Source organism: Bradyrhizobium sp. CB2312, assembly GCF_029714425.1.
Lineage (GTDB): Bacteria > Pseudomonadota > Alphaproteobacteria > Rhizobiales > Xanthobacteraceae > Bradyrhizobium.
Genome location: NZ_CP121668.1, coordinates 8,035,172 through 8,057,303 on the forward strand (window position 1 = coordinate 8,035,172; position 22,132 = coordinate 8,057,303).

At 58.6% G+C, this 22,132-nt stretch carries 19 protein-coding genes and 2 pseudogenes; 11 read left to right on the forward strand and 10 right to left on the reverse strand.

The window, feature by feature from the left end; translation table 11 throughout:
- Window positions 1-24: 24 nt before the first annotated feature.
- From cysN to QA642_RS38850, 3 genes are all read right to left on the reverse strand, one after another.
- On the reverse strand, window positions 25-1,908 hold the full coding sequence (gene cysN / locus QA642_RS38840; protein WP_283081615.1) for a sulfate adenylyltransferase subunit CysN: 1,884 nt from the start codon (window positions 1,906-1,908) through the stop codon (window positions 25-27).
- Entirely contained in the window at window positions 1,908-2,807 is a 900-nt protein-coding gene (gene cysD, locus QA642_RS38845) for a sulfate adenylyltransferase subunit CysD (RefSeq protein ID WP_283081616.1), read from the reverse strand. The genes cysN and cysD overlap by 1 nt, the downstream gene beginning before the upstream one ends.
- A 277-nt stretch (window positions 2,808-3,084) precedes the next feature.
- Entirely contained in the window at window positions 3,085-4,188 is a 1,104-nt protein-coding gene (locus tag QA642_RS38850; protein WP_283081617.1) for a sulfotransferase, read from the reverse strand.
- Between the two features lie 952 nt (window positions 4,189-5,140).
- Here QA642_RS38850 and QA642_RS38855 point away from each other — a divergent pair.
- Window positions 5,141-5,578 carry a hypothetical protein gene (locus tag QA642_RS38855; RefSeq protein ID WP_283081618.1) on the forward strand — a complete coding sequence of 146 codons (438 nt, stop codon included), beginning with the start codon at window positions 5,141-5,143 and terminating at the stop codon, window positions 5,576-5,578.
- Between the two features lie 38 nt (window positions 5,579-5,616).
- On the opposite strand, the gene QA642_RS38860 is transcribed toward QA642_RS38855, so the two are convergent.
- The gene (locus tag QA642_RS38860) at window positions 5,617-5,934 is read right to left on the reverse strand and encodes a hypothetical protein (protein ID WP_283081619.1); all 318 of its coding nucleotides are present in this window, start codon (window positions 5,932-5,934) and stop codon (window positions 5,617-5,619) included.
- 1,565 nt (window positions 5,935-7,499) lie between these two features.
- Between QA642_RS38860 and QA642_RS38865 the strand changes: the two genes are divergently transcribed.
- A complete protein-coding gene (locus QA642_RS38865; RefSeq protein WP_283081620.1) occupies window positions 7,500-9,947 on the forward strand; it encodes an NEL-type E3 ubiquitin ligase domain-containing protein in 2,448 nt (815 codons plus the stop codon).
- Window positions 9,948-10,233: 286 nt separating this feature from the next.
- Here the strand turns inward: QA642_RS38865 and QA642_RS38870 are convergent, their stop codons facing one another.
- Entirely contained in the window at window positions 10,234-10,602 is a 369-nt protein-coding gene (locus QA642_RS38870; protein WP_283081621.1) for a hypothetical protein, read from the reverse strand.
- A 445-nt stretch (window positions 10,603-11,047) separates the two neighbouring features.
- Between QA642_RS38870 and QA642_RS38875 the strand changes: the two are divergent.
- Window positions 11,048-11,305 (forward strand): annotated as a pseudogene (locus QA642_RS38875) (transposase); the annotation flags it as partial.
- Window positions 11,306-11,547: 242 nt separating this feature from the next.
- Here the strand turns inward: QA642_RS38875 and QA642_RS38880 are convergent.
- Entirely contained in the window at window positions 11,548-12,600 is a 1,053-nt protein-coding gene (locus QA642_RS38880) for an IS110 family transposase (protein WP_283079773.1), read from the reverse strand.
- 62 nt (window positions 12,601-12,662) lie between these two features.
- Between QA642_RS38880 and QA642_RS38885 the strand changes: the two are divergent.
- The 3 genes and pseudogenes from QA642_RS38885 to QA642_RS38895 form a co-directional block, all read left to right on the forward strand.
- A pseudogene (locus QA642_RS38885) lies at window positions 12,663-13,592 on the forward strand (IS3 family transposase); the annotation flags it as partial.
- Window positions 13,593-13,595: 3 nt separating this feature from the next.
- Window positions 13,596-13,886: a chorismate mutase gene (locus tag QA642_RS38890; RefSeq protein WP_283081622.1), complete on the forward strand. Its 291-nt coding sequence runs from the start codon at window positions 13,596-13,598 to the stop codon at window positions 13,884-13,886.
- Window positions 13,887-14,657: 771 nt separating this feature from the next.
- Window positions 14,658-15,857, forward strand: a complete 1,200-nt coding sequence (locus tag QA642_RS38895) for an IS256 family transposase (protein ID WP_283081623.1) — start codon at window positions 14,658-14,660, stop codon at window positions 15,855-15,857.
- Between the two features lie 346 nt (window positions 15,858-16,203).
- Here the strand turns inward: QA642_RS38895 and QA642_RS38900 are convergent, their stop codons facing one another.
- Entirely contained in the window at window positions 16,204-16,425 is a 222-nt protein-coding gene (locus tag QA642_RS38900; RefSeq protein WP_092219384.1) for a hypothetical protein, read from the reverse strand.
- A 627-nt stretch (window positions 16,426-17,052) separates the two neighbouring features.
- Window positions 17,053-17,364 carry a hypothetical protein gene (locus tag QA642_RS38905; RefSeq protein WP_283081624.1) on the reverse strand — a complete coding sequence of 104 codons (312 nt, stop codon included), beginning with the start codon at window positions 17,362-17,364 and terminating at the stop codon, window positions 17,053-17,055.
- A gap of 63 nt (window positions 17,365-17,427) precedes the next feature.
- Here QA642_RS38905 and QA642_RS38910 point away from each other — a divergent pair, with 63 nt between their 5' ends.
- Complete coding sequence (locus QA642_RS38910; protein ID WP_271611083.1) at window positions 17,428-17,550, forward strand: hypothetical protein; 123 nt, start codon at window positions 17,428-17,430, stop codon at window positions 17,548-17,550.
- Window positions 17,551-18,726: 1,176 nt separating this feature from the next.
- Here QA642_RS38910 and QA642_RS38915 read toward each other — a convergent pair.
- A complete protein-coding gene (locus QA642_RS38915; protein ID WP_271608517.1) occupies window positions 18,727-18,954 on the reverse strand; it encodes a hypothetical protein in 228 nt (75 codons plus the stop codon).
- An 801-nt stretch (window positions 18,955-19,755) separates the two neighbouring features.
- On the opposite strand from QA642_RS38915, the gene QA642_RS38920 reads away from it, so the two are divergent.
- On the forward strand, window positions 19,756-20,094 hold the full coding sequence (locus QA642_RS38920) for a hypothetical protein (RefSeq protein ID WP_283081625.1): 339 nt from the start codon (window positions 19,756-19,758) through the stop codon (window positions 20,092-20,094).
- Window positions 20,095-20,248: 154 nt separating this feature from the next.
- Window positions 20,249-20,569 carry a hypothetical protein gene (locus QA642_RS38925; RefSeq protein WP_283081626.1) on the forward strand — a complete coding sequence of 107 codons (321 nt, stop codon included), beginning with the start codon at window positions 20,249-20,251 and terminating at the stop codon, window positions 20,567-20,569.
- A gap of 22 nt (window positions 20,570-20,591) precedes the next feature.
- Here QA642_RS38925 and QA642_RS46635 read toward each other — a convergent pair whose 3' ends face one another.
- A complete protein-coding gene (locus QA642_RS46635) occupies window positions 20,592-20,798 on the reverse strand; it encodes a hypothetical protein (protein WP_167381111.1) in 207 nt (68 codons plus the stop codon).
- A 258-nt stretch (window positions 20,799-21,056) separates the two neighbouring features.
- Here QA642_RS46635 and QA642_RS38935 point away from each other — a divergent pair, with 258 nt between their 5' ends.
- Together QA642_RS38935 and fixJ are read left to right on the forward strand one after the other, a co-directional pair.
- Window positions 21,057-21,302, forward strand: a complete 246-nt coding sequence (locus QA642_RS38935) for an ATP-binding protein (RefSeq protein ID WP_246790202.1) — start codon at window positions 21,057-21,059, stop codon at window positions 21,300-21,302.
- Between the two features lie 12 nt (window positions 21,303-21,314).
- On the forward strand, window positions 21,315-21,920 hold the full coding sequence (fixJ, locus tag QA642_RS38940; protein WP_194389483.1) for a response regulator FixJ: 606 nt from the start codon (window positions 21,315-21,317) through the stop codon (window positions 21,918-21,920).
- Window positions 21,921-22,132 lie beyond the last annotated feature (212 nt).

A 22,132-nucleotide genomic window follows, 5' to 3' on the forward strand; every position in this document is an offset into this window, starting at 1 on the left:
TCGATGGTGCGATGCGAGGGACATCTAACCATTAAGAATTGAGCGCGCCATCAAGACATCCACTACCGCTTCCGCTGAATGCTCTAGGGTCTGCTCCATGGTCCTCAGATGAATCTCCGGTGTTGTTGGTGCTTCGTAGCACGAATCGATCCCGGTGAAGTTCTTGATCTGGCCGGATTTCACTTTTGAGTACAGGCCTTTTGGATCTCGCCGAGCGCATTCCTCGATCGGCGTATCGACGAAGACTTCTATGAACTCATCCTTGCCAACCAGACCGCGCACCCTGTCCCGTTCGGCCCTAGAGGGCGAGATGAAGGAGCAGATCACGATCAAGCCGCTGTCCGCCATCAACTTGGCAACTTCACCGACGCGCCGAATGTTCTCCACGCGGTCCGTCTCCGAGAAACCGAGGTCCGCGTTTAATCCGTGCCGGAGGTTGTCGCCATCCAGCAGCATAGTATGCCGCGACATGCCACACAGCTTTTGATCAACCAGGTTGGCAATCGTCGTCTTTCCCGCGCCAGACAGGCCAGTGAACCAGATGACGCAAGGCTTCTGATTCTTGAGCGCGGCGCGCTCCCTCCTGTCCACGGATAGCGCTTGCCTAACAACATTGGTGTCCCGCCGTAGCGGAAAGGCGATCATGCCGGCCCCGACCGTACGATTCGTGTAACGATCAATGAAGATAAATGATCCGGTCTTTCGATTGAGCTCGTAAGGATCGAATACTGCGGGCATTGCGGTCGCAACATCGCAGAAGCCGATCTCGTTGAGGGAAAGCATCCCGGTGGTCAGATGCTCACAAGTGTTGACGTCGATCCGATGTCTAATTGCGGTAATGCTGCCGATAATCGTCTGCGATCCAATCCGCAGGATGTAATTGCGTCCGGGAGCGAGCGGCTCGTTGTCCATCCAGATCACATAAGCGGCGAACTGGTCGGCGACCTTCGGTCGGTCGTCCGGCCGCGACAGAATGTCGCCACGGCCGATATCGATTTCATCTTCCAGTGTAATGGTAACCGCATCGCCGGCTTCGGCGCCGACAAGGTCGCCGTCATGGGTCACGATCCGCTTGATGCGCGTGGTCCGTCCCGAGGCGGCGACAACGATCTCGTCTCCTGCCGAAATCCTCCCGGAAGCCACCGTCCCGGCATAGCCCCGAAAATCCGGGTTTGGGCGGTTCACCCATTGGACCGGAAAGCGGAAAGCCTGGCCTGCGGTGCCGGACGGGATGTCAATGCTCTCCAAATGCTCGAGCAGGCAGGGACCATCGTACCAGTTGGCATGAGCGGAGCGATCCACAACGTTGTCGCCGTAGCGGGCCGAGATCGGGACCGGAACGATCGAGGTGAAGCCGAGACCGGCGGCAAAGGCCAGATAGTCACGGGCGATCCGATCGAAGCACTCTTTGTTGTATGCGACAAGATCGATCTTGTTCACTGCCAGCACGACATGACGAATACCGAGCAGCGAACAGATAAAGGAGTGGCGGCGGGTCTGAACCATGACGCCTTTGCGGGCATCGATCAGGATGATGGCGAGCTGGGCATGGGAGGCGCCGGTAGCCATATTGCGGGTATACTGCTCGTGGCCGGGAGCGTCGGCCACCATGAAGGAGCGCCGCGGCGTCGTGAAGAAGCGGTAGGCGACGTCGATCGTGATGCCCTGCTCCCGTTCGGCCTCGAGCCCGTCCACGAGTAACGCGAAATCGATGTCATTTCCGGCGCTACCGTGCTTGATGCTGTCGCGTTTCAGCACCGTGAGCTGATCGTGGTAGATCATCTTGCTGTCATGCAGTAACCGGCCGATCAGCGTCGATTTGCCGTCGTCCACAGAGCCACACGTGATGAATCGCAGCTGATCCTTTGTCCTGGCCGGGACCGCTTCCGTTGCCGGCTTTACAAACATCAAAAGTAACCTTCCCTCTTCTTCTTCTCCATTGAAGCGGCTTCATCGACATCAATTAGGCGTCCCTGGCGCTCCGACACAGTCGCAATCCGCATTTCTGTGACGATGTCTTCAATCGCCATCGCGTCGGATTCAATAGCCCCGCTCAAAGGATAACATCCAAGCGTCCGAAAGCGGATCATCCGCATTTCCGGCGTCTCGCCGCAGTTAAGCGGCAATCGCTTGTCGTCGATCATGATCGTCGCACCATTTCGACGTACTGTGGGTCTTAGTTTTGCGAAGTAGAGCGGAACGACCGGAATCTTCTCGAGCATGATGTATTCCCAGACATCGAGCTCGGTCCAGTTTGACATCGCAAACACGCGCATGGTTTCACCCTGGCGTATCCGTGTGTTGAACAAGCTCCAAAGCTCCGGTCGCTGGCTACGGGGGTCCCATACGTGTCCGGCCGAACGGAAGGAGAATATCCGTTCTTTTGCGCGACTCTTTTCCTCATCGCGCCGGGCGCCGCCAAAGGCGGCATCAAATCCGTGGAGGTCGAGGGCCTGCTTCAGCGCGTCTGTCTTCATCACCTGGGTATGGAGCGCGGAGCCGGAATCGATCGGATTGATCCCGCGCGCGATGCCCTCCTTGTTGATATGGACAATCAAGTCGAGGCCGAGCCGCTTGGCTGTCGCGTCTCGAAAGCTGATCATCTCACGGAACTTCCAGGTCGTGTCGACGTGAAGCAGGGGGAAAGGCAATTTTGCCGGATAGAACGCCTTGATCGCAATGTGCAGCATCACGCTTGAGTCTTTTCCGATCGAGTAAAGCATGACCGGCCGTTTGAATCCGGCGACCACATCACGCATGATTTCAATCGACTCAGCTTCGAGACGGCGCAGATGTTTCGGCAGCATATATCTTCTTTTCGATGCAGGATCTCTGTTCTTCGCCGTTCTGTGGCTCCAGCCCAGAGTGGAGAATATGCGCGGAGGAAACGGCCGGCCAAGCGGCAGGCTCGTCCATGAGGTCGAGCTCCATTGGACAGCAGACTTGCAGACGCGGCAGCATCTCGTATTCCTCCGCTGGTGCGGCCGGCGCCGGCCTCACACCTGATCGGCAGATCAGCTCGTGCGGGTTAAGCATCTTGGCTAAATCAACCAACGTGTTTTGATCGCAAGCATTCAGATCGCACTAGGAGTTATTAAGGATCCGCTCAAGCCGCTCGACTTCGCCTCGCAACATCTCGATAGCCGCGTCGCGGTTCTCCGAAACGTTCCAAGCAGTATGGACCGGCTCTCCAGCGTGAGAGGGGCCAGATAATGCTCCGGCCTTGGTACTTCGCAAATCCCACCAGGTTCGGAATATCCGACGATAGAGTTCAGTTACCTCACTTCCCCTATCCAGCACTCCCGCTTTCTGTGCACGCAGCAGTTCCTGCTCATATCCGAGTTCTAGCAAAAGCTCAGAGCCGACCAAATCAGTCACGGTTTGCATCTCTTCGACGCTCAATTGAGATTGCCATGATTTGACAGAGCTTTCGTCGACGGCGTTTCGTTCCAGGATATTTCGATCCCCAAAGCTGCTGGATCGAAGATAATCTGCTTGTCTCATCCCAGCCGATTCGACGGCCGCTGGGTCACAGCCGAGCCCCTTCAACAGACGCCGGATTTCCTCGTCCGGATGCGCCACGAGCAGTTCGTATTGCACGAACTGTGTCTGCGGGCGAGAGCGGTGCGCGGCGAGTTTGGGAAGGCCCAGAACCAAATCGGCGAGTGAAGTTATGATGACGTCGGGCAGACGGAGCATGAGATCGGCGAGACTGGATACGCTAACCGAATGCGGGCTTTCTGTCCGCAGTGGGATGCCCCACGTCGATTTCAGTGAAGCGGCGATGGCATAGGGATTGCGCATCAGAAGGATGTGTGGCGCTTCTGGATAGACAGATTCAAGAAACTCAAGCACGGTCCAATACCGCGGTGTCTTGTCTATGATGATGCGCTTGCCCGCGTCCGCCAGATACTGATCATATGCTGCATCGGCATAAGCGCGGCTGGCGATCGTGCGATCTATCCGCCCCAGGAACTCCGAGGTGGCGGCCTTGATCAGTGAGCTGCCCGCTGGATGGCGCTGGTCCACCTTGCCAAATGCTTCAAGCGCCAGCATCAACCAGGGTTCAGGCGGAGCCACAATGTCTGGATGGTGCTGGAGCAAATGCGCCAGGAGTGTCGTCCCGGATCGTGGAAGACCAAGAAGAAAGCACACCGCAGGCGAACGGCCGAAACGTCCGCTCATCATTCAGACCCTCGTGCCTGAAAAGCAAACTCTGCCGGCGCGCGCTCGATTGAGCGAAACAAGCCAGCCGGGCGATCACATCGACAGCCGCTCCCGTGCAAAGTATCAAAACACGACTTTTGTATAGCACTCATGAGTTTAGATCCGTTCGGTTCGATCGATCGGCGGGATCACCGAAGATAACTGCAGTCCGCCCCCCTCGATTGCTCGATAGTTAAACCGACATCAAGCGGCAGCTCAATTACACGAAGATCGATTGCGGATATGGGAAGGTTGGAAAGAGCTATACGGACGTTTGCCGAAGACCGCCCGCGGTACAGGAAGGTTATTACGTGTAGTCATAAGTTGCCGTTGCTGGGGAATTGAAGCCGAAAATGCGACATGCACCTCGCTGAATATTCGGCATGCCGGCGAGTGCGGCAAAGAAGCAGCCCACATCGCGGAAATCTCACTTGGCGACGCGCAGCTATCTTGTCAGCGCGCATCGATCCTAACGCAACTTTGCCGTGCATACTGCCGTTGGATCAAGACACTGGGCCATAGCTCCGGCCAGCCTGTTGTTCGCAAGCCCATCCGTCCGAACTATACCAACGGTTTGATTTACCTGCTCTTGCAGCACTGCCGCCCCCTAATATCGGCGCTACGGTTGTAAAGGACGGAACCTGGCTTAAGATGGCTGATCCAGCAAGCGTGCTTGGCCGTATCTATACTGACGGAAACGAGATTGTCCGGCCGATCACATGGGAGGACCATTGTGCTGGGCACACTGGGCCACGGTGGACGATCCTGATGGCGGTGACCTAATTGGGCAGAAAAAAAGGGTTGTACCGGCCAATCTGGTGTCACGATTGATGCACGTCGACCCTTCCTTCGTGACGACCCACTCAAAGTTGCTAGAGAAAAACGGTTGCTGCGGCATAAGTCCTCCTCCGCACACGATGACCGGATCCTGCAGATGTCGCTGACGGCCAAAACGCGCAAGCATCTCGCGACTTTGGCGCCGCGACAGACAGCGCAGGATGAGCTCACTTTTGATGAAAGCGGCATTGACCGATCAAGCGAGTTCATTGCCAAGGCTGCTACAGTGAGACATCGCCCGGAATGGGCCCGCTCTGGCATTCAGAAGACCAAACGCACGACTGTCAGAAATGGAGCTCGCTTCATGAGTCTCCCATTCTTCGAATATGTCTTGAAGCAGCGCGGTCGAAGGTGGTTGTGGTCCGTTCACAACGCCGACGGCGCGCAGGTGATGACGGGTTCAGGACGTAACCGCTCCGCCGCCATCTACCAAGCTAACAGAGCGCTTTTTCAATTGCTGCTGAACGCGCCATATCGCCTCGGAGCTCGAGCTATCCGACAGGCTCGGCGAGGTCGGCTTACGCCCAAGCTTTAGGCGTACGCCTACGACGGAGCTTTCGATTACCCACATTTCTAGATCTGCGATTCTTTAAGCCGCGCACTTAGAGCACCAAGTCGTGCAGCCCGCTCCAGGGCAGATTTCCTTAGCTCTGTAGTCAGAACTTTAGGGGCTTTCAAGGCTTCGTCGAGCGCGTCATTGATGAGAGCGGCGTCTCCGGGATCAATTTCGTATATCATCTTCAAGGCCGCAGCGAGATCGGTATCACTCCGCTTCGGCGGACGCTCAGGAATGTCAGTGGACGCAATCGGATCAGACTGCGCATCAACCAGCAACAGCGACCAGTGATTGCCGCGCTGATCTCTGTCCGTATTGCTGGCATCGCTTACCATCCGCCTTGAGCCACCGCGCGCAGAGATTCGTCCATCATCTTCAATGCAGTCAGGAGGTTTTTATTGTTCGGAAACAGCTCTGCAGCGCGCTTGATGCGTGAACGCTAACATGCAAGGGGCCCCAATGCGCCAGCAGAAGAACGGTTATGATTGCGGCGTCTTTGTCGTAGACGAGAATAGTAAGGTCCGCCCAGACATCGCCGCAGAACGACTTCTCAACATCGATCAGGCCTGAGGCGGATACGCCGGATGCTATTTGATGAGGGCATCGACCTTCGGCCGCAAAGCATCATCGATGCCGCCTGTAAGCGATTGCGGCAACTGCATGTCGGCCATATCCCGCCAGGCGTAAGCGGGACTGGCCAGCCCCATGAAGACGAAAACAATACCCGGGAACGCGCATGGCTTGGCTCCCCTTCCGCACAGCAATGGCTGGAAATAAGACCTCTCAAATCAGTCCGTAATTCGTGCCGACGGGGTTACTGCCTTGACGGAGACCAACTGGCATTGATTCCTCAGAAAGGCACAAAGGTCTCTGGCAGGCGATTTGGGACTTCAACGGAAATGACCATCGCCACGTGGGTCTGCTGTTTGGCCTCTCGAGGCAGCGTGCAACGCTTCTACTCCGCTGAAGGCAACAAAGTGCCCGGCGTGATCAATTGTACGGTCTACAAGAGTTTGCGAAAACTCCGACCTTTAAGAGCGACGACCGCGAAGGTCACATTTTCTTCGAAAACTCGTGCTAACCATCGTCTGATTGTTCCGGCCGGATGTACGCTGTGGCATGACAGGAGCCCCGGCCTTCATGCCGGGGTTTTTCGTTTCCCTCGCGAGAAGTCCGCCGATACACTTTGTGAAAGAGCGCCTTTCCATATTTGCGCAAGAACAAGGCAGTGGCGGCCTCACAGCCTTCGTATGCCAACTTCCAATCCCCAGCCTCCCCGGCGGTGGCCACCGCATGCGCGTGACAAATTGCAGTTTTGCGCAGTGTCTACTTCCCTGCTGCTGCCGTGAGAGCAATCGGCATAGCCATCTTGCACCACCCTAACCGTCACCCCGCGAGCGTGGGCACGATTAGCGGATAACATCCCGTTACCTGATCTTCTCCAGCCGGTGGTTGCCAGAGCGCATCTGGTGATTTTCGAGGTGAGACGATAGACTTCGGCCCGCCTCCGATGAACTTACTGGCGCAGCAATCGGTCCACCAGTCACCTAGAAGAAGGTGCGCAGCGTGGCGTCAAGTTAAGGTGATATTTGCTGTGCGACCTAGCTGCGCAGTGATCGGATTGCCGGATGCAGGGCGGGAGATGCAATTTGCTGACTTGCTCTCGCGGAGTATGAGCACGTCTTCCCTCGAGATCACGCCGGCAAGGCTCAAGTCTGCGTAGCAGACATACGCAAGCTGTCACTGCAGTGATGCATCCAGCAATAAGTGTTCCACGAAGGCTTACGGGACAGTTACGATCATTCTGATTCCTCGTCAGCTTCTAGAAAGCTAAGCCTCTTAGCGTGAACGTACTTATCCAGACCGGCGCTAGCTGCTCAGATCTGACTCGGAGGGTGGGATGGATGCGCTCAATAACCTCAACCCGTTCGAGACCCGTGTCGATCAGACGTACTACGATCGGCGGCAACAGCAGCAGGCCGACCAAGCCGGGTTTCAGCAGCACGTGAATGACTTGCGTCTTCATGGTCGCCTGCCTCCCAATTCAATTAGCCTCGGCGAGCCACCCTGTGTTGCTTCGAACAGAGGTGCGGATCGTTTGGGAATGCCGCACGAGGATGTAGTCCGACAAGGCACCTCGCGGTCGCCGTCGGATTCGTTCGCCTGCTCTGAACAAGACGATCAGCGTGTGCTTTTTCCGGTCGCTGATCGCGACGGGCAGTTGCCGGATGGCAATTTCAGTCTGACAGATGATTGGCACGCCATGGATTCAGCTGCCGATTGGCCGCCGTATAGTGTCGATCAGGAGGAGCATTCGTGGGCCGAGGCCGGTGATGTAGCGCCGGAGTCGTCAACATCCGCCGCAAATCGTTCCGAGCAAAATTTCGGGGCATCGATTCTAGGCCGACAGCCCCGGCCGGGCGATGGCAATACCTCTAGACTGACCCCGGCCGCAGCGCAGTGGACCATAGCCTTGCAAACGGGGGCTCCGGGGCGCGCAAGCGGTCAGACGCATGAAGACCCTGTCTTCAGCGAGTCGCGGCTTAACCAGATCCTGGATGGTTGGGCCGAGGAGGAAGGGCAGTCGCAAGACGAGAACCGCGAAGAGGCTGTAAGACGAATAAAAGCCTGGAGTGAGGCGGGCGACGTCTATGCAGGGCTGGAGCTCTTAAATCTATCCCTGACGACACTGCCGGCGGCCCTTCCGCCTGGGCTTCAGTCGCTCAACGTGAGCGACAACGAGCTGGTGCACCTGCCTGACGCCCTCCCGCCTAGACTGCGGGCGCTCGGCGCCAGCGGCAACCGGTTGACCCGCCTGCCCGACACACTCCCTAACGGGCTTCAGTCACTTGCCATCGGGGGCAACCGGCTGACCAGTCTGCCTGAAAACCTTCCAGAGGGGCTTTTGACACTCGCGGTCGGCAGTAGCCGCTTGACCAGCCTGCCAGATACTCTGCCGGATGGGCTGCAGGACCTCGACGTCCGCGGCAACCGGTTGACCAGACTGCCCGACGCCCTCCCCATCGGACTTCAATCACTTGCCGTCGGCGGCAATCGCTTGACCAGCCTTCCCAACACACTCCCGCCTGAAATCCAAGAGCTCGAAGCCGATGGCAACCGGCTGACCAGCCTTCCCGACACACTCCCCGTCGAACTGCAGGTGCTCTTTGCGCGCGACAACCAGCTGGACAGTTTGCCCGAGACCCTCCCCCCCGAGCTCCAGAGACTTCACGTCAGCGGCAACCGGCTGACCAGCTTACCCGACAATCTCCCCGTCGAACTGCAGGTGCTCGAGGCACGCAATAATCGGCTGAGCAGCTTGCCGCAGGCGCTGCTAACCCGGCTAGGTTTTGGGTGCATGGTTTATTTGGAGAATAATCCGCTGCCCGAGCAGGTGCGTACGAATTTGGCGGAAGCCCTCAATTCCCCGGGCTATGACGGCCCGCGGGTCTTCATCTCGATGGGTGAGGGACCGGCGGTGGATCAGGAACGGTCGCTGGCCGAGGTGGTAGCGGACTGGATGGACGGGGAGCCGGAGGTGATCGACGCCTGGCAAAACTTCGCCGGCGAAGCGCGGGCGCCCGAATACGCGCTCTTCCTCGATAGGCTACGGAACACCGTAAATTATGATAATCCTCATTTCCGGGAGGCCGTCGCCGAGGATCTGCAGCAGGCTGCGATCAGACCGCACTTGCGCGAGCAGTATTTTCAGTTGGCTTTCGGGGCGAGCGAGAGCTGCCAGGATCGCATCACTCTGACCTGGAACAGCATGCAGACCGCACGCCTGAACGCTGATGTCGAGGACGGGGCCTATGACGATCGGCTCGGCGAGCTCATCCAGAAGGCCCGAGTCTTGTTCCGCCTGGGCGCACTCGAGCCGATTGCCCGTCAGAAGGTCAACTCACTCCAGTTCGTCGATGAGATCGAGGTCTATCTCGCCTATCAGGTCAAGCTACGTGACCGGCTGGACCTGCAGCTCATCGCTCCGGACATGCGGTTCTATGACATCTCGTACGTCACTGAGCACGACCTCACCGCAGCCGAGACGCAGGTGCGGAATGAGGAAGCGGCGGGGTTCGCCGATTTTATGGCAACTCGCTGGCAGCCCTGGGAAACGGTGGTGAGCCGGATTGCCCCCGACGCCCATGCAGAGATGCAGAACCGGCTCGCCGAGGCGATGGACGGGGAGTTTCCGAGCCGGCTCGAGCAGCGACTCGCCGACCATCACCTGACCGGAAACAGCGACGCCGAGTTGCAGTTCGGAGCCCAGATCCGCGACGAGATCGCCCGCGAGATCAAGGGCGCACTGATGCGGCAGGTGCTCGCGGATCATGCGCTTGAGCTGTGAAGCGGCCGTCCACTTGGCGAGGATTCCGGCGCGCCGAACGGGCTGTTCGTTGAACGTTATGCCGGCAGGATTAGGCACGTGGCAGTCACGAGGCGCGCAGAGGAGCTTCGACGACCGCTTGACGAGGAGCCCGCAGAGGAGCTTCAGGAATGGCGAGATGGATCACTTCACCTCGTCGGCTTTCGCGCAAGCCGAATTGCATTCAGAGCAGTTCTCTCAAGGAGAGCTTCGGCGAGTGCTGGATCATCTGGATGATGAAGCCGTGCCGTCGGCGGCCTCCGTCGCTTCAGAGGAGCTTCGGCGTCTGGAAAAACAATCGCATGATGAGCTTCACGACTAGGAGACAATCATCCTGCTGCGTCGGTTTAGCGCTGTAACCGGCGACGGTCGCCGGTGAGACGTAAAAGATGATGACCAAGAGTCGGAGCCAAGTCCATGTCACGAGGGCGAGCGCGAGCTGGCCGATGCTGAACGTCGCGGCGCCAGCGACGAGGGCGACAGCGATGCCGCCCGGAGCGCCGGCTCCCGTGTGGAAGGCCCAAAGACCAACCGTTACGCCGGCGAAGACGGGCAACGCGAAGACTGCAAGCGTGAAGAGCAGCCACGCGAAAACGCCTATGACGAGGAAAACGAGCAGTGGTGCGAAGGTGATCATGTCGGTGGGCTCCGTGAATCATAGGTCTGACGGTTGCGCCTTTCACCACCGCGGCGCGAGCGTGAGTATAACCGCAAATAGAGGCCGTCGGGAATGGCATCCGTCGGACGTTCTGCTACACCCGAAAAGCGGCACCCGATCCGATGACGTGGCATTGGCCTTCCGATGTCAGAACCCGGTTAATCGGCTCGGATCCAGAAATCACGTCCACTCGCTAAGGTGCTTGCATAAAACTCTTGAGCGGGCCCATAAGGCGTCAACGTTAGCTCGCACTCGAGGTCTGACTCAAGAACAGTAGTACAGAGGCTCGTTATGAAGCCCGAAAAACATCGTGCGCATCGAAGGGACCTGAGACGTTGGAAGCTCCACCCGAATTGAATGTGAGCTTGCCCCCCGGGCTTAATCCAGTTTGAAGTTCGTTCTGGCCCACGACAAGGACCAGAGCATGAAGCGCAGCCGCTTTTCGGAAGAGCAGATCATCGGGATTTTGAAGGAGCATGAGGCCGGCGTGTCGGTCGCCGATCTGTGCCGCAAGCACGGCGTCAGCGACGCCAGCATCTACAAATGGAAGGCCAAGTTCGGTGGGCTGGAGGTGTCGGAGGCCAAGCGGCTGAAGACGCTGGAGGACGAGAATACGCGGCTGAAGCGGTTGCTGGCTGATGCGATGCTGGACAATGCGGCGTTGAAGGACCTCCTGGGAAAGAATGTATGACCCGCCCCGCCCGTGCAAGGGTCGTTTCGATCAGGACGATGCAGTCTGCACAAATGTATCCGGCCTCTTGCAAGTGGGCCGCTGTTGCGGCCAGGCCATGATGAGATCCGCGCGTGCCGTTCCCAGATAAATGGTCCGGGCTCAAAACCCGCTTTTTTGCACAGGGCTTACGGCGCGCCGATCGACTGTCTCGTCATCACTTTCACGAGCCTCGCAGTCTGGAACAAACGGGATCAGCTAAAGGCCGGATCCCGCCGTTCGTAGCTTGCGCCGGGCTTGGTCATCACCACCCATGCGATCCGCGCAATCTTTGCCGCCAAGGCGACGGTGACCTTGTTGGTGTGCATGCGTGCCTGAAGTCCATCAAGCCAGGCGCCAAGGTGATATCGCGAGCGATCAAGATGTGTCACGCAGGAGCGGGCGCCGTGGATGATCATCCGGCGCAGATATCGGTTGCCGCGCTTGCTTATCCCCAGCAGCTTCGTTTTGCCTCCCGTAGAGTATTCTCTGGGAACAAGACCCAGCCAAGCTGCCATATCGCGGGCCTTTTTGAACTGTCGGGCAGATCCAGCTGCTGCCAAAAGCGCCGTCGCCGCGAGTGGACCAATGCCCGGGATAGTCATTAATCGACGTGCGGTATCGCTTTGAGAGGCAACCGCCTCAATCTCGCGGTTGACTTCAGCGATCCGCAGCTCCAGCTGCCGCAGCTCGTCGAATGTAGATGCCAGAATGCGACGCATGGCCGACGTTAGATCATTCGATTCATCTGCCAAAACTCTCGGCAGATCTGCCTTGAACTTGCCGGCGCCCTGGTGAATAGCGATCCCATATTCCAGGCAAAAAGCGCGCATCTGATTTATGAGGCACGTCCGTTGCGACATCATCCGATCGCGAACACGATGCAGCGCTTGCAGGTCAATGTGCTCAGGCGACCTTAGCTCGACGAAGCGCATTGTTGGTCTCGTCACGGCTTCGGCGATCGCCGCGGCATCGATGATGTCATTTTTGTTGGACTTCACATATGGCTTCACGAATTGAGCTGGGATAATGCGAACGGTGTGCCCCATGGCGGCGATCTTGCGGGCCAACCATTGCGAGCCGGAGCAGGCCTCCATCCCCACCAAAGCCGGTCCTGCACGTTCGAAGAACTGCAAGAGCGTATCGCGCCGAAAGGTCGCCTTCTGGATCGGCATTCCGGCGGCGTCGAGTCCAACGACGTGGAAAAGGTTCTTGCCAATGTCGATCCCAAACACCGTTGCCGGCCTGGGCTTGTTCCGTGTCCTCATTGCTTCCTCCTTTCAAAAGCCAACTCAGTCTGACTGAGAGGACGGGGCGGGTCATCCCATTAGTGGTGACGCCCGCCGCCGAGCGGAAAGCAGTCGCCCATCTGCGAACGGCATTCGGGATGAGCGAACGGCGGGCGTGTAAAGCCATCGGCTGCTGCCGTATGACAGTGAGATACCAGACGGCCCGAGCGGACGATGCCGGCCTTCGCCAGCGCATGAGGGCGATCGCCCAGGAGCGCCGTCGCTTCGGCTATCGGCGCCTGCACGTTCTGCTCAAGCGAGAGGGTTATGTGATCAACCACAAGAAGCTGTTCCGGCTCTACCGGGAAGAGAAGCTTGCGGTGCGCCGCCGCGGCGGTCGCAAACGGGCGATCGGGACCAGGGCGCCGATGACCGTGCCGATGGCGCCCAACGACCGCTGGTCGCTCGACTTCGTGTCGGATCAGCTCACCGATGGCCGCCGCTTCCGCGTCCTGACCGTGGTTGATGATTGCACCCGCGAGTGCCTGGCGCTGGTGGCCGATACTTCGCTCTCCGGTACCCGGGTGGCGCGGGAACTGGACCGGCTGATGATGGAGCGCGGCAAGCCGAAGATGGTGGTCAGCGACAATGGCAGCGAGTTGACCAGCAACGCCATCCTGACATGGGCCGATGAGAGCCGTGTCGCATGGCACTACATCGCGCCGGGCAAGCCCATGCAGAATGCCTTCATCGAGAGCTTCAACGGCCGTCTGCGGGATGAACTGTTGAACGAGACGCTGTTCACGTCGCTGGCCCAGGCCCGCGTCGCGCTCGGATGCTGGCGGGCCGATTACAACAACGCACGACCTCACTCGCAGCTTGGATGGAAGACGCCGTCCGAGTTCGCCTTTACCCGCCACCCGCGCCGGGATCTGGCGCTGCGCTATGCCGAGGGCTCCGCGCCAGCTCCCGTCGCTACCACCGCCCAACCGGGCAAACCCAACCGTCAGGGCGAACTGAGGACTGGATAAAACTTGGGGGCAAGGTCAAATGCTCTTCGGAGCAGCATCGACAATCTGGACGCCGCCCTGATTCACATTCTCGCGGAACGTTTTAGGTGCACTCGAGAGGTGGGAAAACTAAAGGCTCGATTGCAAATGCCTGCTGCCGATCCAGGTCGGGAGGAGAGACAGACAACAAGACTGCGTGCGCTCGCACAGGCCGCCAACTTTGACCCAGACTTTGCTGAGAAGTTCCTGGCCTTCATCATAACAGAAGTGATCCGGCATCATGATCTTGCTCGTGAAGAGATCGGTACAGTGTAGAATTGCCTCGTTCAGCATGCGACGCGCGGCCCGTAAAGCTTGACAAGCAAATCCTGCTTCGAAGGATGCGCTGCTACTACGCGGATGTGGACGACTATCCTTGCGTTGCGGGCGCCTCGGTTTTCCTCTCCGCATACTCGGCCAGAGTTGAACCGGCGTCGGATCGACGCTTGGACGTTCTGCGGTAAGGTTCATGTGGGGGATCAAAGCGGTGCGCGGGTTAGTCTCACCAGCTCGCCGCAGAAGCATTGCGTCAATGCCTTCCGGCAGCAGTCTCGGCAACGGAGCGCCAGATCGGTGTTCCAAGCCGGCAAGTCTCGCGGGAGGCGCCAAGCCTCATCGTCGGCAGAGGCCTAAAGAAGGTCGAACGTCGGCCCAGTCAATTGATGAAGGCGCCGCAAGGCCGCTCAGTGGCGCGCCGGGTAAAGCGATCAGCCAATGAGTTCGGCCCAGCCCGACCAAGACTGTCTCGCCGAATCTGAAAAAGCTGCTGGCCGAACGGATGTTAGATTCGGACCTAGGAGTTCGTTTAAGACTGGTTAGATTCTCGGAAGCTAACGCGCCTAGAACTGGGCGCTTTGGCCCCATCGCCTGCGTCCGGAGACGAGCGTTTCGGTCGTGTCCTCGGAAGTGGTGTAGCTCGGTAGAGCAAAGCCGCCCGGACGCGCGCCCTCAAATAGCGCCGTAGCGGGCGGGCGGCTTTGCGGTGGTCACCGGCAGTTCTCCGGTAGGATCGGGTTGCGACACGCCAACGCAACCGAGGAACCACCGATGACCGACGATATGATGAACCTGCGCACGCTCGTGGAGAAGACCCCCGATGCCGATCTGTTGCGCGAGATGATTGGCTTTGCTGCCCAGCGCCTGATGGAGCTGGAAGTCGAAGGCCAGACCGGAGCGGCCTACGGCGAGAAGAACCCCGAGCGTCTGGCCCAGCGCAACGGCTATCGCGACCGGATCTGGGAGACCCGCGCCGGGTCAGTCGAACTGCGCATCCCCAAGCTGCGCAAGGGCTCCTACTTCCCGGGCTTCCTGGAGCCGCGCCGGATGGCCGAGAAGGCGCTTACCGCCGTGGTGCAGGAAGCCTATGTGCAGGGCGTCTCGACCCGCTCGGTCGACGATCTGGTGCAGGCGATGGGCATGAGCGGCATCTCCAAGAGCCAGGTGAGCCGGCTCTGCGGCGAGATCGACGAGAAGGTGAAAGCCTTCCTCGCCCGCCCGATCGAGGGCGATTGGCCGTACCTGTGGATCGACGCCACCTATGTGAAGGTGCGTCAGAATGGCCGCATCGTCTCGGTCGCGGTGATTGTCGCCGTCGGCGTCAACAGCGACGGCCGGCGCGAGGTGCTCGGCATGGATATTGGTCCCTCCGAGGCCGAGACGTTCTGGACGGCGTTCTTGCGCAAGCTCGCCCGCCGCGGCCTGCGCGGTGTCAAGCTGGTCGTTTCCGACGCCCACGAGGGCATCAAGGCCACCGTCCGAAAGGTGCTCAACGCCAGCTGGCAGCGGTGCCGCGTCCACTTCATGCGCAACGCGCTGGCGCATGCCGGCAAGAGCGGGCGGCGCGTCGTCTCCGCCTTCATCGCTACCGCGTTTGCCCAGGACGATGCCGACGCCGCAACAGCGCAATGGCGCAAGGTCGCCGACCAGCTCCGCCCCAAGCTGCCCAAGCTTGCCGGCTTCCTCGACCAAGCCGAGACTGACGTGCTCGCCTACATGACCTTCCCGCCGCCGCATCGGACCAAGCTGCACTCCACCAATCCGATCGAGCGCCTCAACGGCGAGATCAAGCGACGCACCGAGGTGGTCGGCATCTTCCCCAACGAGGACGCCATCGTCCGCCTCATCGGAGCGATCCTGCTCGAGCAAAACGACGAATGGGCCGTCCAGCGTGCCCGTTACATGACGCTGGAAACCATCGCACCAATGAGCGATGATCCAACCGTCAGCCTTCCGGCGATCGCCAGCTGACCAGCCCGGCTCTCGCCGGCGAACGCGGTGACCCGCCGCCACCTACACCACGCTAGGGGACACGATCAGCGTTTCGGGGGTTCATCTTCGAGACAGGCCTATGGGCTAAGGGTATCTCTTCACTCGCGATCATACATCGCTAGCGGCCGTCGAAAGCGCCTTCCAAAAAACTTGATCAAAGATGAGGACGCGTTGGGGCCCGTTCCGCGACGTTGAAGGCCATCCAGCACGTGCGTGAAAAACTCTCTCAGCGCAGATCGGCAAAGCTAATTTGCGACGAAGTTTCTGCGACCAAAGAGGGCGGCCCGCAAGCCGCCCTACCCCCATTAGCCAGTGTTGCTCAAAATCACCGCTGATGTCCGAGTCCAATTCCGAGATTTAAGGCCTTCTGGCGCAGCGCGCCGGCGCTGCGCCTAGTCATTTTTGCTAACTTTATGACCGGGGTCCGAGCCTTCGAATGAACTTTGAGCTCTTTGATATCTGCCTTCGTCCACTCGCGCCGCTTGACGCGTTTCTTTGTTGCTTTTTTCACGATGAATGCTCCTTCTGAGAAGAGCGCTTGTAACATAGTTTTTTCGCAGCGACGACCGTAAAAAAAGAACAGTCATCGGAACTCGCGCCAGGTATTAGCTCGGTCATGCTTTCGGAAGACAACGTCTGGACTAGTGCAGCTGTGGAATTGTAAACTTCGTGCAGACTCTGTGTAGAGAGGCTTCGTTACAATTAAATGCTCAATCCACGCCTTTCTATTCGAAACTAAGCACGTAGACTAACATGTTCTGGAATGAGCAAGCCAATCGCGATGAACCTGAACAGCTGCATCTCGGGGAGGTTCGTGATTTGTATTAAGCCTAGAGTGATCAAACATCGAGGCCCTGAGAACATCGGGGCGGTCTCTTGCTATGGTCACCTTATGACGATTAGCGCACTTTATCTAAACGCCAGAGCTCCCTTGGGGCGTGCGCGAATACTAGATCGATCGGGTCTTCGTGTCGGCCGTTCGGGCTCGGCTCAACGCGTTGGAGTGCACGAAGACATCAGCTCCTCCATTCCGTAGGTTGGATGAAGCCAGTGGCCATCAGCAAGGGATTGAGCGGCAAGCCGTCACGCCGATAGCCCTTGCGCGTGCTCAATCGCTTGCCGGGGAGCGCTTTCTGCGCGCGCTGGTTCGTAGCTGCGAGCACACCGGGGGCGGCTACCCATCTTCGCGCTCTTGCGCGATCTCCCGCTTAGCCTGACCCTGCATAGCACCCACATCTACCAATTCGAGCCTTTCAAGAGTCTTCCTTCCCTCGTCGGTGATAATCCAGCACCCGGCCTCTCGCTCGATCAGCCTTTGGCCAAAAATATCGAGTTGGGGCGCTCGGCTCGCGATACGCTTCATACGCGCCGGCCACTCTGGGCCGCTGCTGTAATAAATGGCCAAATGCTGTTTAACGACTTCGATGCTCGCCCGTCCGTGTGGCTGGCCGGCAAGTATCTTCAGTATGGACAGCTGAAAACTCACGCGCGCACGCCATCGAGTCGGGGAAAAGCTCCATAATACTTATCGGAGGGAAGCCGCAGCGCCGTGCGCGGCTTTTCAAAAGAAACCTTGCGCCATAAGCCTAATGAAGCAGAATACCCGCCTGCCGTCGACGCGGTAAACAAGGTTCTCGACGGGATCGGCGACATCCTGCCAGAAGTGTTTTGAAGAATGGGTCAGCGGAGATAGCCGCGTTGGCTACGCGTCTGACGAGGTCTCGACCGCCGTCTTCGACCGATTCGAGATCAGACTACGTCGGTGGTAACCGCGCTGTTGCACATCTTGGCGAATAACATCGCTCACTGAACACACCGCCCGCTTCTTTCGCTTCCAACTGCCGGCCACCCCCGCAGGGATCGCCCCCCCTCGCGGAACGACCAAAAGATCGCGTCTTCCGTTCACATAAATATCGAACATGTCGTCCCTCGGTTGACACCAGCGTAGATCGCCGGTTCATACATTTGGTGACATCGAAGCAACAGTTGCGCTTAAAGAACTACGCGAGTTGCCTCCGGATTTCGCCTGCACTTGACAGTGCACGGCGCAAACTCGCTTCTCCTTCACGTGCTCCGCATTGCCGAGAATGCAGGAGCCTTCGCGCGCGCCTTATTGTCGCTAACAGATTCCCCTTGTCCGGGCGTCGTTCAAGGCAATAAGCCTTGCAGGCTACCGTCGGATCGATAGCGAGCCGGTGAACTGAATTGTCCTTTGGACAGAGGCCTGATCTGTGATGCGAGGGACTTTTGCCGCTCGGACGAATTTGATTGAGCATTTGTCTGCCGTGGCAATTCTCTTTCGTTCTGAGTTTATCCCTGGTCGCGCGATCGAATCGTACTCGGATGCTGATGTTACAATGTACGTGAGGACTGTCGTGGGTCCGATGGTGCCGACGGACGCGAACGTGTTCACGTCCCAACTTACCGCCCGTTCATAGCGGTGATTGAGGATGACGGCTGCGCTGGCAGGCTGGCGGCGAAAGTGAGCAATACGCAGAAGGTAAACGCCGGATCGTATTAACATCGCCGCCAGAAACAGCGAGTACAGACACAAGGGCTGTCGTGGATTCCGAGGCGGCAATGAGGCTTGTCCTGTGTCGACTCAGGGGCATTGATGTGTGCAGATTGGCTAACCACGCAGACCCTTTGAGACAGCCATGGCTGCCAGAGGCAGACTTGTTCTTGTCACGAATCAAACAACACCGATTTGTGGGAGCGGATCCTTTGATCCGGATGGCCCTGCCGGTATGACGCTATCGCTGTGGTCGAGGCGACCCTGTCCGGGACCACGCTTAGATTACAGATTGACCCACAATCCAATTCGCAGACTCGCTCCGCCAAAGTCAAGCTAACCAGCCCATGCCGGCGGCAATGCAGTCGGGGTTCGGAGCTCTATCACATCGGCGAAGACGGTCCAATCGCGAACACTCTTTTGCTTGCAGAAATCACTCTCCGCCTGCTGTGCAGCAGCGCACAGCGAGGTGGCATTAACCTTGAACGTCGCCTGACAGGCACGATGTTCGTGCCCGGTATCGTCACAAACGATCTTGATGAACCGAACATCAAATGAAATCATGGCATCCTCTTCTTGTGGGTTTGCTTATGCACCATTCTGCCATTCGCTCCACAAGTGTATTTGATCTGCCTCAAGCGGCATCCCCAACCGGTTGTCCGTCGAGATAAGTTCGAAGCTTTGGTAGCGCGTCTCGCGCGCTCCTGTTGTCGCGCAGACCACGCGGCCACTACTTTTCCAGCTTGGCGGATCGCACTCTGTTTTGCGAAGAGGGATAACGCCTTCTGGTCTGCTCATGCCCTCGACTGACAAAATTGAACGACCGATGACTCGAGGACGTCTGAAGAGACGCGCCGTCATGCCCGAGATGCCGGCTATTGATCTCTATCGATCCATACCCAACCGCTGGCAATATTGAGAGGCCGCTAACTTTACACGCGATACTTGGTGGTCCCACGAGACATTGCCGCAAACACCAGGTCGTCGCGCCAATCGCCGAGCAGAGCCATTTCCCCGAGGCGCGCCGGCGGCCGAGACAATCGACGGCGAGACCTATGCGCACGTGATCGTGGGGCAAGATGAGGCAAACTGCCCCTGCGGCCGCGACAGCACAGCCGATGATCACGCTTGTCGCAGCCAACGTTTCGATGAGCCCAGGGCTCAGACTTCAGCGCCAAAGCCTTTGGCTGGGATCTGCCCGGCAAGGCCACCGATATTGCGAGGCGAGCGATCAATTGAACATCCGCTTGCCGGCTACCGCAACATTGAGGACAAATGCCGTCGTGCCCCATTCGCGAGTGGTGCGCCTCAAATCAACCCCGCTACACGCTGGCGTGTCCCCTCGCGGATCGCCCGACTTGGGACATGTCGCCAGCCAACGCGGGCCTGTGGGCCCGCAGCAGCCGCTGGAGCTCGGCCATTCTGGATGCGCATCAGCTCTTTTTGACCTGTATCAAATACTGCAGCGACTGCCTACTGATAGAAGTGAGCTTCCCGTCCAAGGTCACACACATGGCAGAAAGAAAGACTTGGCGCCCCATCATCTTTTCATGTCCAGATACCGGCGACCGAGTTCAAGGACTGCTGCCGGACGTGCCCGAGCGGCGTGCCGATGACCTACACACAATAACCTGCGCCGCGTGCGAAGGCGTCCACTTCATCGACCCGCGGACGGGCGCGATGATCGGCGTCGAGCGCAGCTAGGCTCATCCGAATGGGTGTCAAGCGAGCTCCGGCGTCTTCCGGTTCTCGGGGATGCCGCCCCGCTCACAAGGGCGCGGCTGACGTCATCACAACCCAACGCCCCACGTCGACGCCGTGGGACAAAGAGATTTTCCACCAACGAAGGATGTTCGACATGACAGACCACGGGGACATTCGTCCCGCCGCCGGCGAGATCGCGGGAGCGGCAGTCCAGTTCCACTTCTGCAGAACAGCGGTTAATACCAAGCGCCAAGGACCTGAGCTGATCCATATCGATTCCACCAAGGCCCGGGAGTTGTTTCGCGGGGCCAATCCTAATATTTCGGGTGGCGAGCCGATCAAGTCCCAGTACGATAGGTTCAACGGCGCCGCGGTCGATAAAACCCCGGCCGCGGCTGGCGCAATCGGGACCACGCCGCCTGGGCAATATTGGGCTGAGCCAGCTCTCGCGGCGGCCAAGCCATCTCGTGCGTAGTTCAGAAGGTTGCCTGAATTTGTCAGCCGGCAGCGATGAACACCGTCCAAGATCTACTGGCGACCTGACCTGGGAGCGGGTCGAAACGGCGCCGCCCTTTGATCAGGATCTGGAGATTGCCGTGATCGAGGGGAATGCCATTCACCGGGTGGTCTTTCCTTGCCGCCGGGCCTTCGGCGGCTGGATCAAGGCCAAGACCGGAGAACACGTAGCCGTGCAGCCAACGCACTGGCGCATATGGCCAGATGGCGACGGCCGTCCTGCACAATAGATTGGTGTGAGCTGAGGCGCGTTCTGCTCCGGTGGCCCTCGTGGGAAACAATGTATAGTCGATCGAATGAGAGGGTCTATCAGGAAGCATGTCGGACCACATCTGGTAAGGCTATGGCACTGCCGCGGCAGCCGCCGCGCTGCCTCTCGTGCTGTCGTCGACAAGATCGAGATGCAGAAGGTCGCGGTGGACTTGATACGCAATGCAATCGAGGCCATGGCTTCCTGCCCGCGCGCTGAAGTTGCTGTCGACAGGTTTACAGTTGCTAATAAGGGCCCCGGCATCAGCGCTGATATCGCCGACCGACTGTTGCAGCCCTTTGTCACGACTAAAAGGCATGGCATGGGTGTGGGGCTATCAATCTGTAGGACGACCATCGAGTCATGGCAGCCATATCGTCGCGCAAGCAAATCCGGGTGGCAGCGCGATCCTTCAGTTCACCGCGCCATTTGTCGAGCTTAGCGAACAGACAGCATGATTGGGCGGCGCATTCTTGTGATCGACGATGACGCCGCAATGCGGGACTCGCTCGCGTTTCTTCTTGATGTTAACGGTTTCTACGTAGCAACCTATGAGACGGCGACCGCGTTTCTTAATGACGTCGCGAGCGGTCCAGTTGATTGTATTGTGTCGGACATCCGCATGCCGGGCATGAGCGGTCTCGAGCTAGTCGGTAAAGTGAAGGCCAATCGTGTCAACTGCCCCGTCGTCTTAATAACTGGTCATAGCGACGTATCGCTCGCAGTTGAAGCGATGAAAGCGGGTGCGGCCGACTTCCTCGAGAAGCCGTTCGTGGAGGAGGTGCTATTGCGTGCGATCAATAGTGCTCTGGAAGCGCGACCAACAAAACCAGCCGATGACGCAGCAAAACTCCAGGCGGAAGCCCGCCTCGCGTGCCTCTCGTCGCGCGAGCGTGACGTCCTGCAGGGACTATTAGCGGGCAAGATTAACAAGGTGATCGCCTATGATCTCGGCATCAGTCCCAGGACAGTCGAGGTTTACCGTGCAAACCTCATGGCCAAGACCAATGTCCGCAGCGTGTCCGAGTTGATGCGGATCGCCATTGCCGCGGGACTCTAGCACCAGCGCAAATGCCGCGAATGGCTTATTCATGCATTCAAGCTGCGCACTCCAGACGAACGGACGGTTTTCAGGCGCACCGCACCAAGTGGGTCATGTTGTCGATGACGGCTACCGACGCAACACAGGCTGCTGGTTAGATCAATTACGTCGGCCCACATTTGTGCTCCGATGGACAGCGGGTCTGTCGCCCCGGAGAACTGGGGCTACGG